The organism is Archangium violaceum, from assembly GCF_016859125.1.
Taxonomy (GTDB): domain Bacteria; phylum Myxococcota; class Myxococcia; order Myxococcales; family Myxococcaceae; genus Archangium; species Archangium violaceum_A.
Window position 1 is genome coordinate 10,962,809 of the sequence record NZ_CP069338.1, and the last position, 15,701, is coordinate 10,978,509.

At 68.3% G+C, this 15,701-nt stretch carries 13 protein-coding genes; 5 read left to right on the forward strand and 8 right to left on the reverse strand.

The genetic code is table 11. The annotated features are described in order from the left end of the window. Nucleotides 1-27: 27 nt before the first annotated feature. The 3 genes from JQX13_RS46335 to JQX13_RS46345 all read right to left on the reverse strand — a co-directional run bounded on the left by JQX13_RS46335 (nucleotide 28) and on the right by JQX13_RS46345 (nucleotide 2,195). Nucleotides 28-978, reverse strand: a complete 951-nt coding sequence (locus JQX13_RS46335) for a glycoside hydrolase family 19 protein (RefSeq protein WP_203405794.1) — start codon at nucleotides 976-978, stop codon at nucleotides 28-30. Between the two features lie 220 nt (nucleotides 979-1,198). Beyond that, nucleotides 1,199-1,732 (reverse strand): hypothetical protein, encoded by a 534-nt coding sequence (locus JQX13_RS46340; protein WP_203405795.1) that lies wholly within the window; start codon nucleotides 1,730-1,732, stop codon nucleotides 1,199-1,201. Nucleotides 1,733-1,799: 67 nt separating this feature from the next. Continuing rightward, the gene (locus tag JQX13_RS46345) at nucleotides 1,800-2,195 is read right to left on the reverse strand and encodes a hypothetical protein (RefSeq protein ID WP_203405796.1); all 396 of its coding nucleotides are present in this window, start codon (nucleotides 2,193-2,195) and stop codon (nucleotides 1,800-1,802) included. Between the two features lie 110 nt (nucleotides 2,196-2,305). Between JQX13_RS46345 and leuS the strand changes: the two genes are divergently transcribed. Further along, a complete protein-coding gene (leuS, locus tag JQX13_RS46350; protein ID WP_203405797.1) occupies nucleotides 2,306-4,237 on the forward strand; it encodes a leucine--tRNA ligase in 1,932 nt (643 codons plus the stop codon). 63 nt (nucleotides 4,238-4,300) lie between these two features. Here leuS and JQX13_RS46355 read toward each other — a convergent pair whose 3' ends face one another. Further along, entirely contained in the window at nucleotides 4,301-5,116 is an 816-nt protein-coding gene (locus JQX13_RS46355) for an SDR family NAD(P)-dependent oxidoreductase (protein ID WP_203405798.1), read from the reverse strand. Nucleotides 5,117-5,227: 111 nt separating this feature from the next. Here JQX13_RS46355 and JQX13_RS46360 point away from each other — a divergent pair, with 111 nt between their 5' ends. Then, the gene (locus JQX13_RS46360; protein ID WP_203405799.1) at nucleotides 5,228-6,823 is read left to right on the forward strand and encodes a PQQ-binding-like beta-propeller repeat protein; all 1,596 of its coding nucleotides are present in this window, start codon (nucleotides 5,228-5,230) and stop codon (nucleotides 6,821-6,823) included. A 21-nt stretch (nucleotides 6,824-6,844) separates the two neighbouring features. After that, nucleotides 6,845-7,222 carry a YccF domain-containing protein gene (locus JQX13_RS46365; RefSeq protein ID WP_203405800.1) on the forward strand — a complete coding sequence of 126 codons (378 nt, stop codon included), beginning with the start codon at nucleotides 6,845-6,847 and terminating at the stop codon, nucleotides 7,220-7,222. Between the two features lie 9 nt (nucleotides 7,223-7,231). On the opposite strand, the gene JQX13_RS46370 is transcribed toward JQX13_RS46365, so the two are convergent. Beyond that, on the reverse strand, nucleotides 7,232-7,822 hold the full coding sequence (locus tag JQX13_RS46370; protein ID WP_203405801.1) for a hypothetical protein: 591 nt from the start codon (nucleotides 7,820-7,822) through the stop codon (nucleotides 7,232-7,234). A gap of 97 nt (nucleotides 7,823-7,919) precedes the next feature. Between JQX13_RS46370 and JQX13_RS46375 the strand changes: the two genes are divergently transcribed. After that, on the forward strand, nucleotides 7,920-8,387 hold the full coding sequence (locus tag JQX13_RS46375) for a MaoC family dehydratase (protein WP_203405802.1): 468 nt from the start codon (nucleotides 7,920-7,922) through the stop codon (nucleotides 8,385-8,387). A gap of 39 nt (nucleotides 8,388-8,426) precedes the next feature. Here JQX13_RS46375 and JQX13_RS46380 read toward each other — a convergent pair whose 3' ends face one another. Beyond that, the gene (locus JQX13_RS46380) at nucleotides 8,427-9,434 is read right to left on the reverse strand and encodes a type 1 glutamine amidotransferase (protein WP_203405803.1); all 1,008 of its coding nucleotides are present in this window, start codon (nucleotides 9,432-9,434) and stop codon (nucleotides 8,427-8,429) included. Between the two features lie 232 nt (nucleotides 9,435-9,666). On the opposite strand from JQX13_RS46380, the gene JQX13_RS46385 reads away from it, so the two are divergent. After that, entirely contained in the window at nucleotides 9,667-10,590 is a 924-nt protein-coding gene (locus tag JQX13_RS46385; protein ID WP_203405804.1) for a 2-deoxy-5-keto-D-gluconate 6-phosphate aldolase domain-containing protein, read from the forward strand. A gap of 80 nt (nucleotides 10,591-10,670) precedes the next feature. On the opposite strand, the gene JQX13_RS46390 is transcribed toward JQX13_RS46385, so the two are convergent. Next, nucleotides 10,671-12,011 (reverse strand): hypothetical protein, encoded by a 1,341-nt coding sequence (locus tag JQX13_RS46390; RefSeq protein ID WP_203405805.1) that lies wholly within the window; start codon nucleotides 12,009-12,011, stop codon nucleotides 10,671-10,673. Next, nucleotides 12,008-14,377, reverse strand: a complete 2,370-nt coding sequence (locus JQX13_RS46395) for a hypothetical protein (RefSeq protein ID WP_239014275.1) — start codon at nucleotides 14,375-14,377, stop codon at nucleotides 12,008-12,010. Before JQX13_RS46395 ends, JQX13_RS46390 begins: the two co-directional genes overlap by 4 nt. Nucleotides 14,378-15,701: the final 1,324 nt, after the last annotated feature.

Here is a 15,701-nt window from a genome sequence, read left to right on the forward strand (position 1 = left end):
CGGGACCCGCACCGAACCTCGAGTGGCTCAGCAGCCGGTGTTGCCGCCGGGGCTCACGCCGAGCTTGCTCGTGAAGTTCAGGTAGTTGTTCACGCGGCTCTGCACCTGGGCGGGGTTGCGGCCGTTGCACTCCAGGGCGCCGTTGATGGTGCGGATGGTCTCACCAAAGCCCGCGCCGTTGACGATGGCGTTGTGCGCCGTCATGGAGCCCGCGCCCGTCTGCGTCATCCAGAACCAGAAGCCGGTCCGCCAGGCGATGGTGGCGTCCCGCGCGACCAGGTCGGGGTTGTTCATGAGGTCCACGCCCAGCGCGTTGCCCGCGGCGCAGTAGTTGCCGTTCCACGACAGCTGGATGGGGCCACGGCCGTAGTACCACTTGCCCGGAGCGCAGCCGCAACCCGGGGGGCCCCAGCTGGTGTCGCACATGACGCTCTTGTTGATCTCCTCGACGTAGACGAGGTGGCCGGTCTCGTGGGCGATGTTGGCGAGGAAGGCCGCCACCTCGCGCTTCCGCGTGTCGAGGTCACCCGTGGTGGCGAACCCGGGGAAGGTATCCGCCGCCGCCACCAGGGCCGAGTAGGTGTAGAAGCTGCTACGGCCGGGGAACATCGAGTTGAACGTGGCCTCGCTGAGGATGGCGCGCAGCCCGGTGCCGCCATTGCCACCATCGCCGCCGCCACCATTGCCGCCGCCACCACCACCGCCGCCACCGCCGCAGTCGCCACCCTGCGACCACAGGGACGGAGCCGCCACGGGGTTCCAGCCGCAACCGACGCAGGCGGTATGGGAGACGAGGGCCGTGTAGCTGCCGCCGTTGTAGGTCACACCGTCGCCCGCGTTGTAGGCCGAGCCCTCGGCCCAGGCGCCTCGACACGCCGCCGCCGCCTCTTGAGAAGCAAGTGCCATCGCCATCGAAGCGAACACCATCGCCGCGGAGAGGATGCTCTTCGAAAGGCCACTCAGTGACTGTCGCAACATATCAAATTCTCCTTTACTGATAAGGGTCGGGGGCCCCAAGACCGTGGATGAATGTCGGCCCTGCCTGGGTCGGGCAGGAACGCGACAGCCTTAATGAGCAGCCCGAGCATTTTTTCGGGTTTACGCTCGTTTCTGGCCCCAACCCTCCGGAGAGCTCACGCTCCTTTCCTCACAACGGCCTCTGTCTTGTATTGCGCAGAGTTCGCCGGACAGTGACAAATCAGAACGGAGGTCCTCGCACCTGCACGTCCACGCCGCCCGCGTTGACCAGGACGGCGAACCGCCGCATGAGCTCCTCCCGCTGGGCGCCGTTCAGCCCGCGCAGCACGCGCCGCATCGCCCGCGCATCTTCTTCCCGCCATCGCCGAGCGCTGCTGGCCTCGTCGACGAGGCGATGACCCTCCTGGAGTGCCATCAGACTCTCCGTCGAGGGCTCCGGCACGGGCGTCCGCGCCTGTTTCTCCTCCTCGCGCCTCGAGCCCAGCTCCTCATGGAGGATGCGGGACAGCTCCGCCTGGAGCCACGCGGCGTCCAGTCCGGGAGCGCCGCCCGGTGAGGCCACGGCACAGCGAACCTGCCGCGAAGCCGGGACGAGACGAGCCTCCAGGGCCGCCAGCTGCGCTCCCTGCCGCTCGAGCAGGCTCAGCAGTTCGTCATGAGAGGCCTCTGGGGCCGAACCCCTGCCCGCGGCAAAGCCCAGGCCTCCACCCAACCCCAGCGTCACCAGGAGCAGCAGCTTCATCTGTGTCTGCATTGGCCTTTCCTCGTGGGTCCGGGGAGGGAGCGCGGACTCGTGGGCCGCGCTCCCTCCCCGTGCTGGATTACAGCTGCTTCGGCGTGTACTCCGAGCTGTGGCCCACGCCCAGATACGTGCACGCGCCGCTCGCATCCCACTCGAAGTAGACGAACGAATCACTCGAGAGGCTCCGCGCCGTCTCCACCAGGGCCGCCACCGAAGACGTGCAGTACACGTTGGTACCGGACGTGTTCTTCGCGGTACAGCTCATGCGCTTGTCGCCATCGTCGTAGGCGTGCACGTCGCACGAGATGAACTGGATCGCATCGGTGCTGTTCCGGGCAGCTCCGAGGGTGCCGTACGCCATCTTCTCCGCCAGGTTGATGTAGACCGGATAGGAATACCGGCTACCCGCCCACGCCGCCGTCCCCGCCAGCACCGCCGCCATGGCACACCCCAGCACCACATTCTTCTTCGTCATGTCGTCTTCCTTTGGATTCCAGGACGCGGAGGAAATCCGCGCGCGTGCAGACGGACTCCTCCCCTCCTCATTCAAAACGTCGCGCACCGATGGGCTATAAGCGCCGCGCCATGCGCCAGTGGATGCTGCGCATCACCCGCTACGCGGACCGGTTGGTGGATGACCTCGATGGCGTCGACTGGCCCGACTCCACGCTGTCCATGCAGCGCAACTGGATCGGCCGCTCCCCCGGCGCGGAGATCGACTTCGTCTCGCCCGCGGGCTCCATCAAGGTCTTCACCACCCGGCCGGACACCCTCTTCGGCGCCACGTACCTGGTGCTCGCCCCCGAGCACCCGCTCGTCGAGTCCCTGACGACATCCGCGCAGAAGGCCGCCGTCGAGGACTACCGGCAGCAGGCCCGCCGCAAGAGCGACCTCGAGCGCACGGACCTCGCGAAGGAGAAGACCGGCGTCTTCACCGGCAGCCATGCCACGCACCCGGCGACGGGACAGCCCGTGCCGGTGTGGATCGCCGACTATGTCCTCACCGGCTACGGCACCGGCGCCATCATGGCCGTGCCCGCCCACGACACGCGCGATCATGCCTTCGCGAAGAAGTTCGGGCTCCCCATCGTCGAGGTGGTGAAGGGCGGAAGGGACGTCCAGGAAGAGGCCTTCACCGAGGAGGGTGTGGTCACCGGCTCGCCTCCCATCGACGGGCTGCCCACCGCGGAGGCGAAGAAGAAGATCATCCCCTGGCTCGAGCAGAAGGGCGTGGGGAAGGCGGCGGTGAGCTACCGGCTGCGCGACTGGGTCTTCTCCCGCCAGCGCTACTGGGGCGAGCCCATCCCCATCATCCACTGCAAGGGCTCGTGCGGAGGACCCGTGGCGGTGCCCGAGGAGCAGCTCCCGGTGATGCTCCCGGACGTGGAGCGCTACGAGCCCACCGGCACGGGCGAGTCCCCGCTCGCGGCCATCCGGAGCTGGGTGGAGACGAAGTGCCCCAGGTGCGGCGGCCCTGGCGAGCGCGAGACGGACACCATGCCCAACTGGGCGGGCTCGTGCTGGTACTTCCTGCGCTTCATCGACCCGAAGAACGAGCGGGCTCCGTTCGATCCCGAGGTGGTGAAGGCGTGGATGCCGGTGGACGTGTACATCGGCGGCGCCGAGCACGCGGTGCTCCACCTGCTCTACGCGCGCTTCTGGCACAAGTTCCTCTACGACCTGGGCCTGCTCTCCGTGAAGGAGCCCTTCCTGAAGCTGCGTCACCAGGGCATGGTGCTCGCGTACAGCTACCAGGACGAGCGCGGCGCCTACCACCCGTATGACTCGGTGGACTTCAGCACGGATCCGCCAACGCTCAAGGGTGGCGGCAAGCTCGTGGCGCAGATCGAGAAGATGTCCAAGTCCCGGGGGAACGTCGTCAACCCCGAGGAGGTCATCCAGAAGTACGGCGCGGACGGGCTGCGCCTGTACGAGATGTTCATGGGCGACTTCGAGGAGGCGAAGCCGTGGGACGTGCGCGCCATCCAGGGCGTCGCGCGTTTCCTCTCGCGCGCCTGGCGCCTCGTCGATGAGTGGGAGCCGGCGAAGGCGCCCACCGAGGACACGCACCTGCGGCTCCGTCACGCCACCATCAAGGCGGTGGGCGAGCGCATCGAGTCATTCAAGTTCAACACCGCCATCTCCGCGCTGATGGAGTACTCGAGCGCGCTCGGACAGGGCGCCACCCGGGCGGACCTGGAGACGTTCGTCCTGCTGCTCTGCCCGTTCGCCCCCCACCTGGCGGAGGCCGCGTGGGAGCGGCTCGGGAACAAGCCCTTCGCCTCGACGCAGCCGTGGCCCACGTACGACGCGGCGCTCACGGTGAACGAGACACTGGAGGTGGCCGTCCAGGTGAACGGCAAACTGCGTGGCACGTTCGTGGTGCCCCGGGACTCGGACGAGGCCCTGCTGCAGCAGCGTGCGCTGGAGCTCGAGGCCGTGAAGCGTCACATCGAGGGCAAGAGCGTCCGCCGCGTCATCGTGGTGAAGGGCCGGTTGGTCAACGTCGTCGTGTGAGCCACGACGGGGGGCGCCGGTGGAAGACCGCCGGCGCCGCACCGCCCCCCGAAGCGGCCGGGCTCAGTCCGCCTTGGGGGTGATGCCCAGCGTGTCCGCGTAGCTGTGGAGCCCGCGGATGTGATTGCCGCCGTCGACCGCGATGGTTTCGCCGGTCACCCACGACGCCAGCTCACTGCACAGGAACGACACCACCTTCGCCACGTCCTCCGGCTCGCCGCACACCTTGCCCAGCGGCGTGTGCTCGAGGAACCCCCGCCCCATGGGCCCCTGCATGAGTCCCGCCGACTCGGCGAGCGGCGTGAGGATGGCCCCCGGCGCCACGACGTTCACCCGGATTCCGTACCGCCCCAACTCCGAGGCCGCGACCTTCGAGAAGTTCGCCAACCCCGCCTTGGACGCACAGTAATGGGCCATGCCATCCGTCACGGCCGTCTGGTTCAGCGAGGAGATGTTGACGATCGACCCGGGCTGCTTCGCCGCGACGAGTGCCCGCGCGAACGCCTTCGTGAAGAGGAAGGGGCCCTTCAGGTTGATGTCCATGACCGTGTCGAACTCCTCCTCCGGCAGGTCGAGGATCGGGCGGATCGTCGCCGTCCCGGCGTTGTTCACCAGGATGCCGGGCAGACCGAACTCGCGCGTGGCGACCTCGAGCGCCCGGGCCACGTCCTCCGCCCGGACCACGTCTCCCGCGAAGGCCACCGCCCGCGCGCGCCCCTCCATCACGCGGTTGAGCTCCCCGGCGGCCGCCTCCACCTTCTCCCGCGTCCGGCCAACGAGGAGCACATTGGCTCCATCCCTCATCAGGCGCGAGGCGATTCCCAATCCGATTCCCTGCCCCGCTCCCGTCACGATTGCACTGCTCGATACGAGCTTCATCTCTGGCTCCTGTGTCTCAGGGCATGAGGCCACACTCCCCGTGAAGAGGGCAAGGACTGGCCCTGGATCGGGCCCGACGACTACCATCGATCGTCGCACAACCGTAAGCACATGGACCCACTCCTGAGACGACAGACGCGGTACAAGGCGCTCTTCGCCATGCTCGTGGCCTGGGTCGCCAGCACACCGCGCTCCGCCCTGGCCACGGACTCCGCCCCACGCCCGTCGCCCCGCGCCTTCGAGATCCCGGCGGAGGGGACCGTGCTCGAGCACAGCGTCATCTTCGCGGGCGCGGTGCTCGACTCACCCCCCGCTCGCCTGACCCAGCTCTTCCCCGAGCGCTACTCGGAGATCCCCGGAGTCTTCACGTTCCGCGGAGGCCCCACCCGCACGGGCGGCTCCTGGGGTACCTGTCCGCTGCGCGAGCGGAAGCTCGAGGTCGCGTGGATCGCCACCACCGGCCGCGGCCGTGGTCACTGGGGCGGAGGCGCCGGTTGGACCGGCCAGCCCGCCATCGTCCAGTGGCCCGCCGTCATCCGGCACTCCATGGGCCGCCTCGGCCCCCGCCGCTTCGAGAATGGCTTCGTCGAGGTCATCCAGGGCTCGCTCGATGGCTCCGTGTACTTCCTGGAGCTGCGCACCGGCCGCCCCACTCGCCCCCCCATCCCCACCGGCAACCCCATCAAGGGCAGCGTGTCGCTGGATCCTCGCGGCTACCCCCTCCTCTTCGTCGGCCAGGGCATCCCGGAGAGCAAGCCCATCGGCCTGCGCGTCTACAACCTCATCACCCACCAGCAGATCTTCTTCCTCCCCGGACGGGACGCGAAGTCACCGCGCAAGGGCTGGGGGGCCTTCGACAGCTCGGGCCTGCTCAACCGCGCCACCGACAGCTACATCGTGGGCGGCGAGAATGGTCTCTTCTACGTCCTGCGGCTCAACACCGACTTCGACACCATCACGCTCACGCTGAAGGTTCGTCCCGAAATCCTGCGCTACCGCTACGCGCCCCCCGGGCGCACGCACTACGGCATCGAGAACTCCCTCTCCGTGGTGGGCAACCTGGCCCTCTTCGCCGACAACGGCGGCACGCTGCAGGCGCTCGACCTGCGGACCTTCAAGCCGGTATGGACCTTCGCCGCGGGCGACGACACCGACGCCAGCCTCGCGGTGGAGCGCGAGGGTGAACGCCCCGTCCTCTACACCGGCACCGAGGTGGACAAGACAGGGCCCCGGGGCCAGTCCTGGCTGCGGAAGTTGGACGGCCTCACCGGCAAGGTCCTCTGGGAGCGCGCCTACCCCTGCCAGGGCGCGCGCGAGCCGAAGAAGATCGACGCGGGTGTCTTCGCCACCCCCCTGGTGGGCACGGGGGATGTCTCGGGGCAGGTCGTCTTCACGCTCTCACGCTGCCCGGACTTCTCCAGCGGCCTCATGGTGGCGCTCGACAAGGCCACGGGCGCCGAGCTCTGGCGCCGGCCCCTGGCCCACTTCGCCTGGTCCTCGCCCACCTCCTGCCGGGACGAGCAGGGCCACTCCTTCATCCTGCAAGGCGACATCAGCGGCCAGGTGAACCTGCTCGACGCGCGCACCGGCGAGGTGTTGCACTCGCTCCAGCTCAAGGGCGGCATCGAGGCCTCCCCCGCCGTGTTCGACGACATGGCCGTGCTGGCCACGCGCGGGGAGTGGATTTACGGCCTGCGCCTGCGCTGACGCTCGCGTTAAGCTGTCCCCATGCGCCTGCTCCTGAACATCCTCTGGATCATCTTCGGAGGCGGATTCGTCATCTGGCTCGAGTACCTGCTCGGTGGCCTGCTGCTCTGCCTCACGATCGTCGGCATCCCCTTCGGGGTGCAGTGTTTCAAGATGGCCGGGCTCGGGCTGCTGCCCTTCGGCAAGGACATCGCCGACGCGCCTGGGGCCAGTCCCATCGGCTGCGTGCTGAACGTGTTCTGGCTCATCGTCGCCGGGGTGTGGATCTTCCTGAGCCACATCGCGCTCGCCCTGGGGCTCGCGGTGACGATCATCGGCATCCCCTTCGCCATCCAGCACGTGAAGCTGGCGCTGCTCGCCCTCGCGCCCTTCGGGAAGCTCGTGCGCGAAGCGCCGTGAGCGGACCGCTCAGAAGGCCACGCCAAAGGCCAGGCGCGGCGTCGGGACGAGCTCCACCCGGAGCGCCCCCTCGCCGGGAGCCTCGAGATCGGGAATCGAGCGGTACTGCGCGGAGAAGCCCGCCGAGAGCGTGAACCGGTTGAACAGCACCAGGGTCCAACCAACGGTCCCGCCGAGCCCCAATCCAATCGCCCTGCGCCGCACGTGGTTCTCGGAGCGGATCTGATAGTTCACGCTGAACTCGGGTCCGAAGAAGATGCCACTGGGCGCGTCCCCGAGCACGAAGAGCCGGGTGCCGAGCGTCCCCGACAGCGACAGGTGCCAGAGCTCCGGCGTGCGGCCATAGGCGAACTCGGGCCCCAGGTAGATCGAGAAGCCCTTCCCGAAGGCCCGCTCGTACTCGACGCCGAGCTGCGAGTGCCTGAGCGCCAGCGGGTTGAGGGTGAAGGTGTTGCGGGCCCCCAGCTCCTCCGGCTCGGGAGGCTTCGGCTTGCCCAGGTTCGCGAACCAGTCCCGGACGCGGGTCACGACGTCGGCCTGGGCCTTCCGCGGGGTGAGGACGCACAGCGAGAGGAGCAGGATCAGCGCGGCTCGGGGCATGGTCATCTTGGGGGCAAGGGGGCCCGCCATCATCGGGCACGCCCGTGGCCCACCTCAAGCGTCCCGGCCGAGGCCCGCCTCGTGCTATGGGCGGGTCATGGCCAACAAGACGATCATCGAGGGTCTCGACGGACTTCGGGCGGTAGTCGGGCAGCAGCTCGGTGCCTCCGAGTGGAAGGAGCTCACGCACGAGGACATCCTGCGCTTCGCCGAGGCCACGGGTGATTCCCAGTGGATCCACGTGGACCTCGAGCGGTGCAAGCGCGAGTCGCCATTCGGAGTGCCCATCGCGCATGGGTACTTCAGCGTCTCGCGCATCGCGGGGCTGTTCTTCGAGACGGTCGACGTCCGGGGCTTCGCCCTCGTCCTGAACTACGGCTTGAACAAGGTGCGCTTCCCGGCGCCGCTCAAGCTCGGGGCCCGCTACCGGCTGAGCCTGAAGCTGGCGGAGCTCAAGGACGTGCCCAAGGGGGTCGAGGCGCTCCTGCTCGCGACCATCGAAATCGAGGGCGAGTCCAAGCCGGCGTGCGCCGCGGAGGTGCTCTACCGGTACCTGCTCGCGTGACCGGCGGGCGGGCAGCCATCGAGGTGGGCCCGGAGCGGGTTACACCGTCAGCGGCGCGGAGGTGAGGGCCTCCGAGCCGGGAGGTACCTCCGCGTCCGGCTCATCCAGCAGGACCAGCAGGGGAATGGCCGCCCCGGTCTCCCCGAAACTGGCCATGCCTCGCACCGTGCCTCCCACGCGCGAGCCATCGGGACGCTCGAGCGAGATGGCCTGTCCCACGCGGACGATGGGGGTGCGCCGGGGAATGCCCGGTGAGAGCAACACGCCCCGGCCCGCCAACCGGTGGGTGGAGTCCACGGTGAAGAGGTAGCGCTCCCCTCCTCCCGCGCCCACCTGCCGCGCGAAGAAGAGGGCCAGCCGCTCCACCAGCAGCATCGCGTGTTGCTGCACCCGGGCCAGCCGCGAGCGCTCCCGCTCGAGCAACTCCTCGGCCCCGAGCCCCACGCGGCCCACATCCCCTGGCGAGGCCCGGACCCAGCGCTCGAACATGCCCACGTCCACCTCGGGGTGGAACTGCACCCCATAGGAGGCGCCCACCCGGAAGGCCTGGTGCGGATAGCGGGAGCTCGAGGCGAGCACCTGCGCCCCCGGCACGGACTCGAAGGTGTCCCCGTGCCAGTGCAGCACGTCGAAGAACTCCTCGAAGCCGGCGAACAGCGGGTCCGCCAGCCCCGCCACCGTCAACGACACCGGGTGCACGCCCACCACCGGGCCCTTGTCTCCCGGATGGACGCGAGCCCCCGCCGAGGCGGCGAGCAGCTCCGCGCCCACGCCGATGCCCAGATTCGGCCGTCCCGCCTCCAACCGGCGGGCGAGCAATCGCCGCTGCTCCTCCAGAAGAGGAGCGGCCTCCGCCCCCGGGTCACCCAGGGACGCGCCCATGATCACCACGAGGGCCGCCTCCGCGTCCTCGGGGCGAGGGGCTCGCAGACGGACATCCAGGGTAAAGCCCGAGCGCCGCAAGGCGGGGCCCAGCTGCCCCAGGCCTCGTTCTTCCTCGTGAAGAAGGACGACCGCGGTCCGGGGGGGTTCGGAAGGTGCGTTCATTCCGGGAACATTCGCACGCTCGGGCGAGCCGCCCACCCTCGGGTGCTGGAGGGTGTCCTGGAGAACATCTTCCCGCGCACGAAGCGAGGTCCGGGTCCGCGGGCCAGGGAGGTGGCCTGCTCCCGGGTCGATCGACCCACCCCACTGCTTCGCACCCGGGAACTTCCGGGCTGCCAGCCCATGCCGTGGTGCCTCACCTTCAAGGAGAGAGAACCCACCCCCGGAATTCCCCATGTCGACGCTTCACCTCCCCCCCGTCCCCCACCTGTACCTGCTCACCTTCGACGAGCGGCATTCCTTCGAGAACGCACTGCTCGGACTGTCCGGCCCCCCCACACCCGACGAGGCGGACGCCATCCGCCACATGAAGACCGTCATCTACACCGGCTTCCGGCTGGCCCTCCGGCGAGGCGTCAAACACGACGGCACGGGCATCCTGGTGGATGGGCAATACGGGAACGACGTGGCGAGACAGGCGCTCGAGGAGGGCATCCTGCTCGCCATGGCCGCGGAGAAGGGCGACATCGAGACGTTCGAGCCGGCCTTCGCCCAGGCGCGGGTGCACTACAACCCCGAGGAGGAGCAGGCGGTGAACGCCCCGCGGACGGAGCGACTCGTCAGGTTGACGGAATGGCTGCGGGCACATGGGCGCCGTTTCCTCCTGGAGTTGCGAGTGCCAGCGACACAGGCCCAGCTCGCCGCCCTTGGAGGAGACGCGGAGCGCTACGATCACGAGCTGAGGCCCTTGCTCATGGTGCGAGCGGTGAGCGAGCTGCAGGCGGGCGGAGTGGATCCGGACATCTGGATGCTCGAGAGCCTGGACCGGACGGCGGACTGCCTGCGCGTGGCCATGCAGGCCCGAGCGGGAGGCCGGGAGCACGTGTCCTGCATCGTCCTCGACCGGCACCCGAGCTGGGAGGACCTGGAGCGGTGGCTGAGGGTGACCGCGTCCATTCCGGGCTTCATCGGCTTCGCGCTCGGCCGCACGCTGTGGTGGGAGCCCCTTCAGGCCATGCACCGGCGCCAGCTCACCGCGGCCGAGGCCGCCCAGCGCATCTGCGACAACTACCAGCGTGCCCTCCTCCTCTGGAACGAGGCACTGCTCCGCGCTGATTGCCAACGCTCCACCCTTCAACCGGAGGCCGTGCCCTCCTGAAGCGCGTGCTCCGATTCACACGTGGACCACACCCCCGCGCGCCGGTTGACGCGGGTGCTGCCTTCGCGGCACCTCGCGCTTCAGCCCCGGTGACGCTCGGCTACCCGGTAGATCCGGGTGAGGGAGTAGTCAAGCAGCGCCTGTCGCGAGCGCATGTAGTGGCGTGCCCGGACAAAGGGAAGCCAGACGCGGTTGCCCACGAGGACCTGTGCCTCCTCGAGCTTCTTTCGCGGAATCCACCTGCCGCCCAGGTTGCGCACCATCACCTCGCCCAGATACGCGCCGATGGCAGGTATCGCATGCTCGTCAATGGCTTCTCGCAGGCGGCTTGTCGGGAATTCCTCGCGCCAGAAATAGAAGTCGACGTCCACGAGCGACCCGGGCGTCGCCTCGAAGACGGAGGGCACTTCTGTGTGCAGAAGGGCCACGAGGTGCTCGGCGAGGGTGTCATAATGCTCGAGAGCACCTTCCGGGTCGTCCACGTCCGGGGGCAGGGCGGAGTCCGCGGGGCGCCACTCCTCGGGTTCGGGCGGCTGCCAGACGTTGAACCCGGCAATCTTCCGCTGGCGCTCGTGGCTGGCAACGAAGTCCACCACGCGCGTGAGGAGCGGCGACACGTCCGGGTGGAAGCGGCGCTCCACGGGGGCGAGTATGGTGCTGCGCTCGCTCAGGGTGCGCAGCGCGGTGTCGTAGTCCAGGTCCGGCCGGAGGTGCGCGTGGGCGCGGGCCTGCGCGAGCCGAGCCTCCTTGCTGGCGAAATCCGCCACGGTGGGCCACGTCACGATGAGGACGGAGCCGGTGGGCAGTTCCTCCACCCGGTGGGCCGGCGTGGACAACATACGCTCGCGGCCCACGGTCTCCACCAGCTTGGGTCCGAAGACGTTGAGCCAGCACACCTCGTAGATTTTGTCGAAACCATCTCTGCGTCGAGTCTCGTCGTCGCGACCAAAGCTCGGAAAGTCCGCCAACTGCGCGTCATCACTGCTGTGGGCCCAAGCATACGTGACTGGGTAACGGTCGGCCCAGGCGCGCACCATTTCCACGAAGTGGCGGCAGCACTCCGTCTCCGCGAAGAAGGAGAGCGGCTTCACCTTGATGATGATGTTCAGTTTGGGATGCCGTGGCGGGAGCCAGAGGCTGAGCGACATGTCCAACGCAGGCCACTCCGTCCGGTAGAGCCCGATGGACGTGATGTTTTCGTCGCGATCCTCTTCCAGGGACTTCCAGATGGCGGCCCGGGAGTATCTGCGTTGCCGCTTGCCACGAACGACGTCCGGCATCCACCCGCCAGCGTACTCCTCGAACGCCTGGAAGAAAAACGCAAACTCGCTCTCCAGATCTACTTGTGGACTGAAGGCGCCGTTGAACGATAGCAGGAGGTAGTCTTCGTCCCTCGAATCGTGAAATTTCAGCACCTTCATTGGAACAGTACCTCCACTCCCGGAACCTTTTCCTTGGTTGCGTCCACGGCTGCACGCAAGACGACTATGTTCTTGGGCTTGAGTTCGCCCCCCTCATAGATGAGGCGGACCCGCTGAACGGGTACCTCGCTGCCCTCGCGGAGAAGAGGCTGGAGGGACTCGCGGCGAATATCCAGGGTTTCACCGTATTTCCGCAGAGCATCCCTCGCGTCCGCAACCATCTGCGCCTTCAAGGCTTCGACATCCAGCAGCGCGAGATTTCGGCTCTTGAAGCTCAACGTCTCGACGCGAGGTGACCGTCCGGCGTCGCCCTCTTCGATGATGAGCACATCCGCGAAGCGCAGGCCGCTCACCGGCTTCTTCACGCCCACATACGTCTCAATCCGAGGCTTGTCGAAGTCCCCGAGAAAACGGCGCTGTGCCCGGGGCAGCTCCACGTCGGCTTGCAGCCGTTTCACCATGACGCGCTCGAAGGCAAGCCCCCGGGTGAACCACCCCCACAGACGCTCGTAGGGCGCCCAGCGCAGAGGACCCTTGGCGGCCTTGCCCTCCTCGAGTTCCCCCAGGCGCTTCTCGTAGTAGGCGACGTACTCACTCCAACGCGGGTTGCCTTCAACTCCGGGCGGCGGGGCGTCAAGGGAGGGGCGCTGCTTCTCCAGCACTGCCACGTCCCTGGGCAGACGCGGGCCCACGGATTCGAGTTCCACCGCCGCGAGCTTGGCCTCCACCACCTCCTGGGTGAGGCCCGCCTCCTCGTCCACCAGGGAGACCAGGCCCCCGGAGCGCTCCGCAGCACCGGCCCTCCTGGGTGTCCCCACACCGTTTCTCCCCGTGGAAGAGCTCGTGGCCCTGGGTCTGGCCTTGGACATGAGCGGCCGTGCCTTGGCCACATCCCCCCGGGCCTCGTGCAGCGCCAGGGCGGCGTCCACTCCGCCCATGGCAACGAAGCGGCTTGCCTCCCTGCTGGCCTGTAGGTACCGGGCCAGTTCCCGCAGGCCGTCCACGCCCAGCAGTCCTTCCAATTGCCGCGCCGTGTCTTTGAGGGCTCGCAGTCGCAGTTCCATGGCCTCGAAGCCGGTGAGGAGGTGCAGCCCCATATTCGATGCACCTCTACCCTCGGCGAGGTAGCGCACGCCCTTGCCACCCGCATAGAGGGCCACCAGCAGCGCCGCTGGCGCCAGTTCGCGCGTGGCCTGCTCGTACTTGCCCTGTGTCAGCGAGTACGCCCCATGGCCCGTCCCGGCCAGCAGGCCATAGAAGCCCAGCGGAATGCCAAAGGTGAGGTGATCGAAGCCACCCAGCACCATGTGGCCTGCCGAGAAGTGCTGCTCAGCCCATCGCTTCTCCGCCTCGTCGAGGGCTTCCTGATAGTTCGGCGGCAGTTGGCTTCGTAGGGTGGAGAAGGCGAGGGCTGCCCCGTCACCGCTCATCGGAGAGCTGGAAAGAGCGTCCCTGCCAGCTCGGGCGAGGCCTCGGCCCACGTCCTTCCATTCAAAGTCCCGCTCAGGCCAGTCCGAGGGTCTCAGCCCTCTCTTCTCCAGCGCCGCCTTGAAGGCGGGCAGCAGTCCGAGCATCTCCTCCAGCCGCTTGTCACGGGCGAGAAGAAAGAGAATCTCCCTCAAGTCATCGTCATGGGCCGAATTGATGATGAAGAGGGAGAGAACCTCGGCTCTGACAGCTCCATGGTCCTCGGTCGCATCCACGAGGAAGGATGCGCGCTTGCGGTTGAGAAGGCGGGCGGCATCCTCGCGCGGTGTACCCTGGGCACCCAGACGCACGGCGCGCCAGTCATCCAAGGACGCCACCACGCGGGGCATGTCCACGCGCTCCTGCAGCGCGAGAAATTCGGTGGGAGAGGTACACGTGAGGAAGGGAGCAAGGAGTGCCTCCCTGTCGCCGGAGGAGAAGTCGGGCCAGCCAGGGGGCACGGCTTCTCCTCCGCAGGTAGCAGTGCCCTGGGCAGCACGCCCCGTGCTGGCCACCTCGCGGGGAGAAGCCTCGCCCATGCTCGCCAGGGCGGCGTCCGGGCCCGGTCCACGGGCGCTCCAGCGGCGCTGCGGTCGCTCCTGCTCACCTGGCTCGGCGGAAGAGAGAGAGGGAGGCGCCTCGAATGAGGGCGTCCTGGCCGTCGTCTTGCGCAACGTAGAGAGGGCGCGTGGGCCCTGGGAGGAGTTCCCGCCAGGTTGCGGCTCCAGCGTGACGCAGCCGGTGGTGAGCAGCGCGACCCCCAGCAGCAGCGCCACCCACCTGCGCGCCAGGGTCTCAGCGAGCATTGGCCACCACGGCGGAGACATGGCCCCAGAGGGGGAGGACTCGGGCCACTCCGCTTGGGACAACAGCAGCAGCACCAGCAGTGTGGAAGTCATCAGCCCCTCCAAGGGAGGGCACCCATGCTAACAAGGATCTTTCAAAAACCCGGACTCGACCGGCACGCGAGCTGGGAGGACCTGGAACGGTGGCTGAGGACTGGAGACCGCGCCCTCCTGAAGCCGTGCTCCGATTCACACGTGGACCACACCCCCCGCGTACTGGTTGACGCGGGTGCTGCCTTCGCGGCACCTCGCGCATCCAGGTGAATTGAGTCGTCGGAATCATTGGACCTGGGAATCAGGTCGCACACACCCGCCTTCTCTTGGCTATCCGGATCTGTCGGAGGTGCCCGCTAGAGTGGGGAGTTCCCCATCGGAGGCGCTGATGACGTCCACGCTGCTGGTGCTGCTGCTCTCCCAAGCGCCCCGGGCCCGGTGGGTGGGTCTTGTGCTCGCCCTGGCCCTGCTGTCCGCCGGCTGTGCGTCGCTGACACCCCCGCCCGGCAGGGGGACGCGCTTGCGCTACACGCCGGGCGAGGCCACGGGGCCTGCCGCGAAGTGTCAGGCTCCACCCGCCGCATCTCCAGAGAGTTCGCCCGGCTCAACGCCAGTGGCCGGGGCCTCGCCAGTGGAAACGGTGTCTTCCTCCGCTACGCCGACTACGGCGCCACGCAACTGAGGTGGAAGGAGGCCCAGCTCACCGCCGCCACCCGGCTGGCCAACGCCGCGTCGGAGGTGGAAGACCCGGACATGCAGCTCGCTCTGCTGCGCGTGGCTGGCCCACGGCTGGAGGCCGCCATGGTGGGCTCGCTCCTGCTCGCCGTCTGGCTCGACTTCCTCAATCTCGCCGACGTCGCGCTCGAACAGCACCTCTACCCCGTGGAGACGCTCTTCGCGGACATGTGGCGCAGGCAGGAAATGCTCGAGCCCGCCATGCGGGCGCTCTCCTCGCGAGAGCACGAGCAGGTGGAGGCCGTGGCGCGAGACGTGCCCCCGCTGGTCGGCCACCTCGCGGAGGAATTCGCGGCCACCGTGGAGAGAATGCGCGTGGCGGCGGAGCACCTCCAGAAGATGCTGGTGCTCAAGGAAGCCATCGAGACTGTCACGATGCTCTCGACGATGAGGTTCTCGCTGCCCTCGGCGCCTCCGTCCGCTCCCGCCCTGGTGGGTACTGGCCTGACGGTAGGCGGCGACGGCGTGACGATGGGCACGCGGATTGTCGTGTCCGCCGAGTGGGTGGAGAGGGTGCGCCAGTTGGTGCGCGCGGGCGTCCTCTCCCTGCCCGTCGTCAGCGCCACCGTGCGGATTCAGGCCGGCCAGGTGATGCTGGCGCAGGCTCGAGGCGAGCTGCCTCGGGGCGTGCGTGAGGTACTGGGAGATG

Bases quoted from the DNA above. Each gene is read 5' to 3' on its own strand.
- JQX13_RS46395 (WP_239014275.1), bottom strand. From the start codon at position 14,377: ATGACTTCCACACTGCTGGTGCTGCTGCTGTTGTCCCAAGCGGAGTGG.
- JQX13_RS46335 (WP_203405794.1), bottom strand. From the start codon at position 978: ATGTTGCGACAGTCACTGAGTGGCCTTTCGAAGAGCATCCTCTCCGCG.
- JQX13_RS46385 (WP_203405804.1), top strand. From the start codon at position 9,667: ATGTCGACGCTTCACCTCCCCCCCGTCCCCCACCTGTACCTGCTCACC.
- JQX13_RS46340 (WP_203405795.1), bottom strand. From the start codon at position 1,732: ATGCAGACACAGATGAAGCTGCTGCTCCTGGTGACGCTGGGGTTGGGT.
- JQX13_RS46360 (WP_203405799.1), top strand. From the start codon at position 5,228: ATGGACCCACTCCTGAGACGACAGACGCGGTACAAGGCGCTCTTCGCC.
- JQX13_RS46375 (WP_203405802.1), top strand. From the start codon at position 7,920: ATGGCCAACAAGACGATCATCGAGGGTCTCGACGGACTTCGGGCGGTA.
- JQX13_RS46390 (WP_203405805.1), bottom strand. From the start codon at position 12,011: ATGAAGGTGCTGAAATTTCACGATTCGAGGGACGAAGACTACCTCCTG.
- leuS (WP_203405797.1), top strand. From the start codon at position 2,306: ATGCGCCAGTGGATGCTGCGCATCACCCGCTACGCGGACCGGTTGGTG.
- JQX13_RS46345 (WP_203405796.1), bottom strand. From the start codon at position 2,195: ATGACGAAGAAGAATGTGGTGCTGGGGTGTGCCATGGCGGCGGTGCTG.
- JQX13_RS46355 (WP_203405798.1), bottom strand. From the start codon at position 5,116: ATGAAGCTCGTATCGAGCAGTGCAATCGTGACGGGAGCGGGGCAGGGA.
- JQX13_RS46370 (WP_203405801.1), bottom strand. From the start codon at position 7,822: ATGCCCCGAGCCGCGCTGATCCTGCTCCTCTCGCTGTGCGTCCTCACC.
- JQX13_RS46365 (WP_203405800.1), top strand. From the start codon at position 6,845: ATGCGCCTGCTCCTGAACATCCTCTGGATCATCTTCGGAGGCGGATTC.
- JQX13_RS46380 (WP_203405803.1), bottom strand. From the start codon at position 9,434: ATGAACGCACCTTCCGAACCCCCCCGGACCGCGGTCGTCCTTCTTCAC.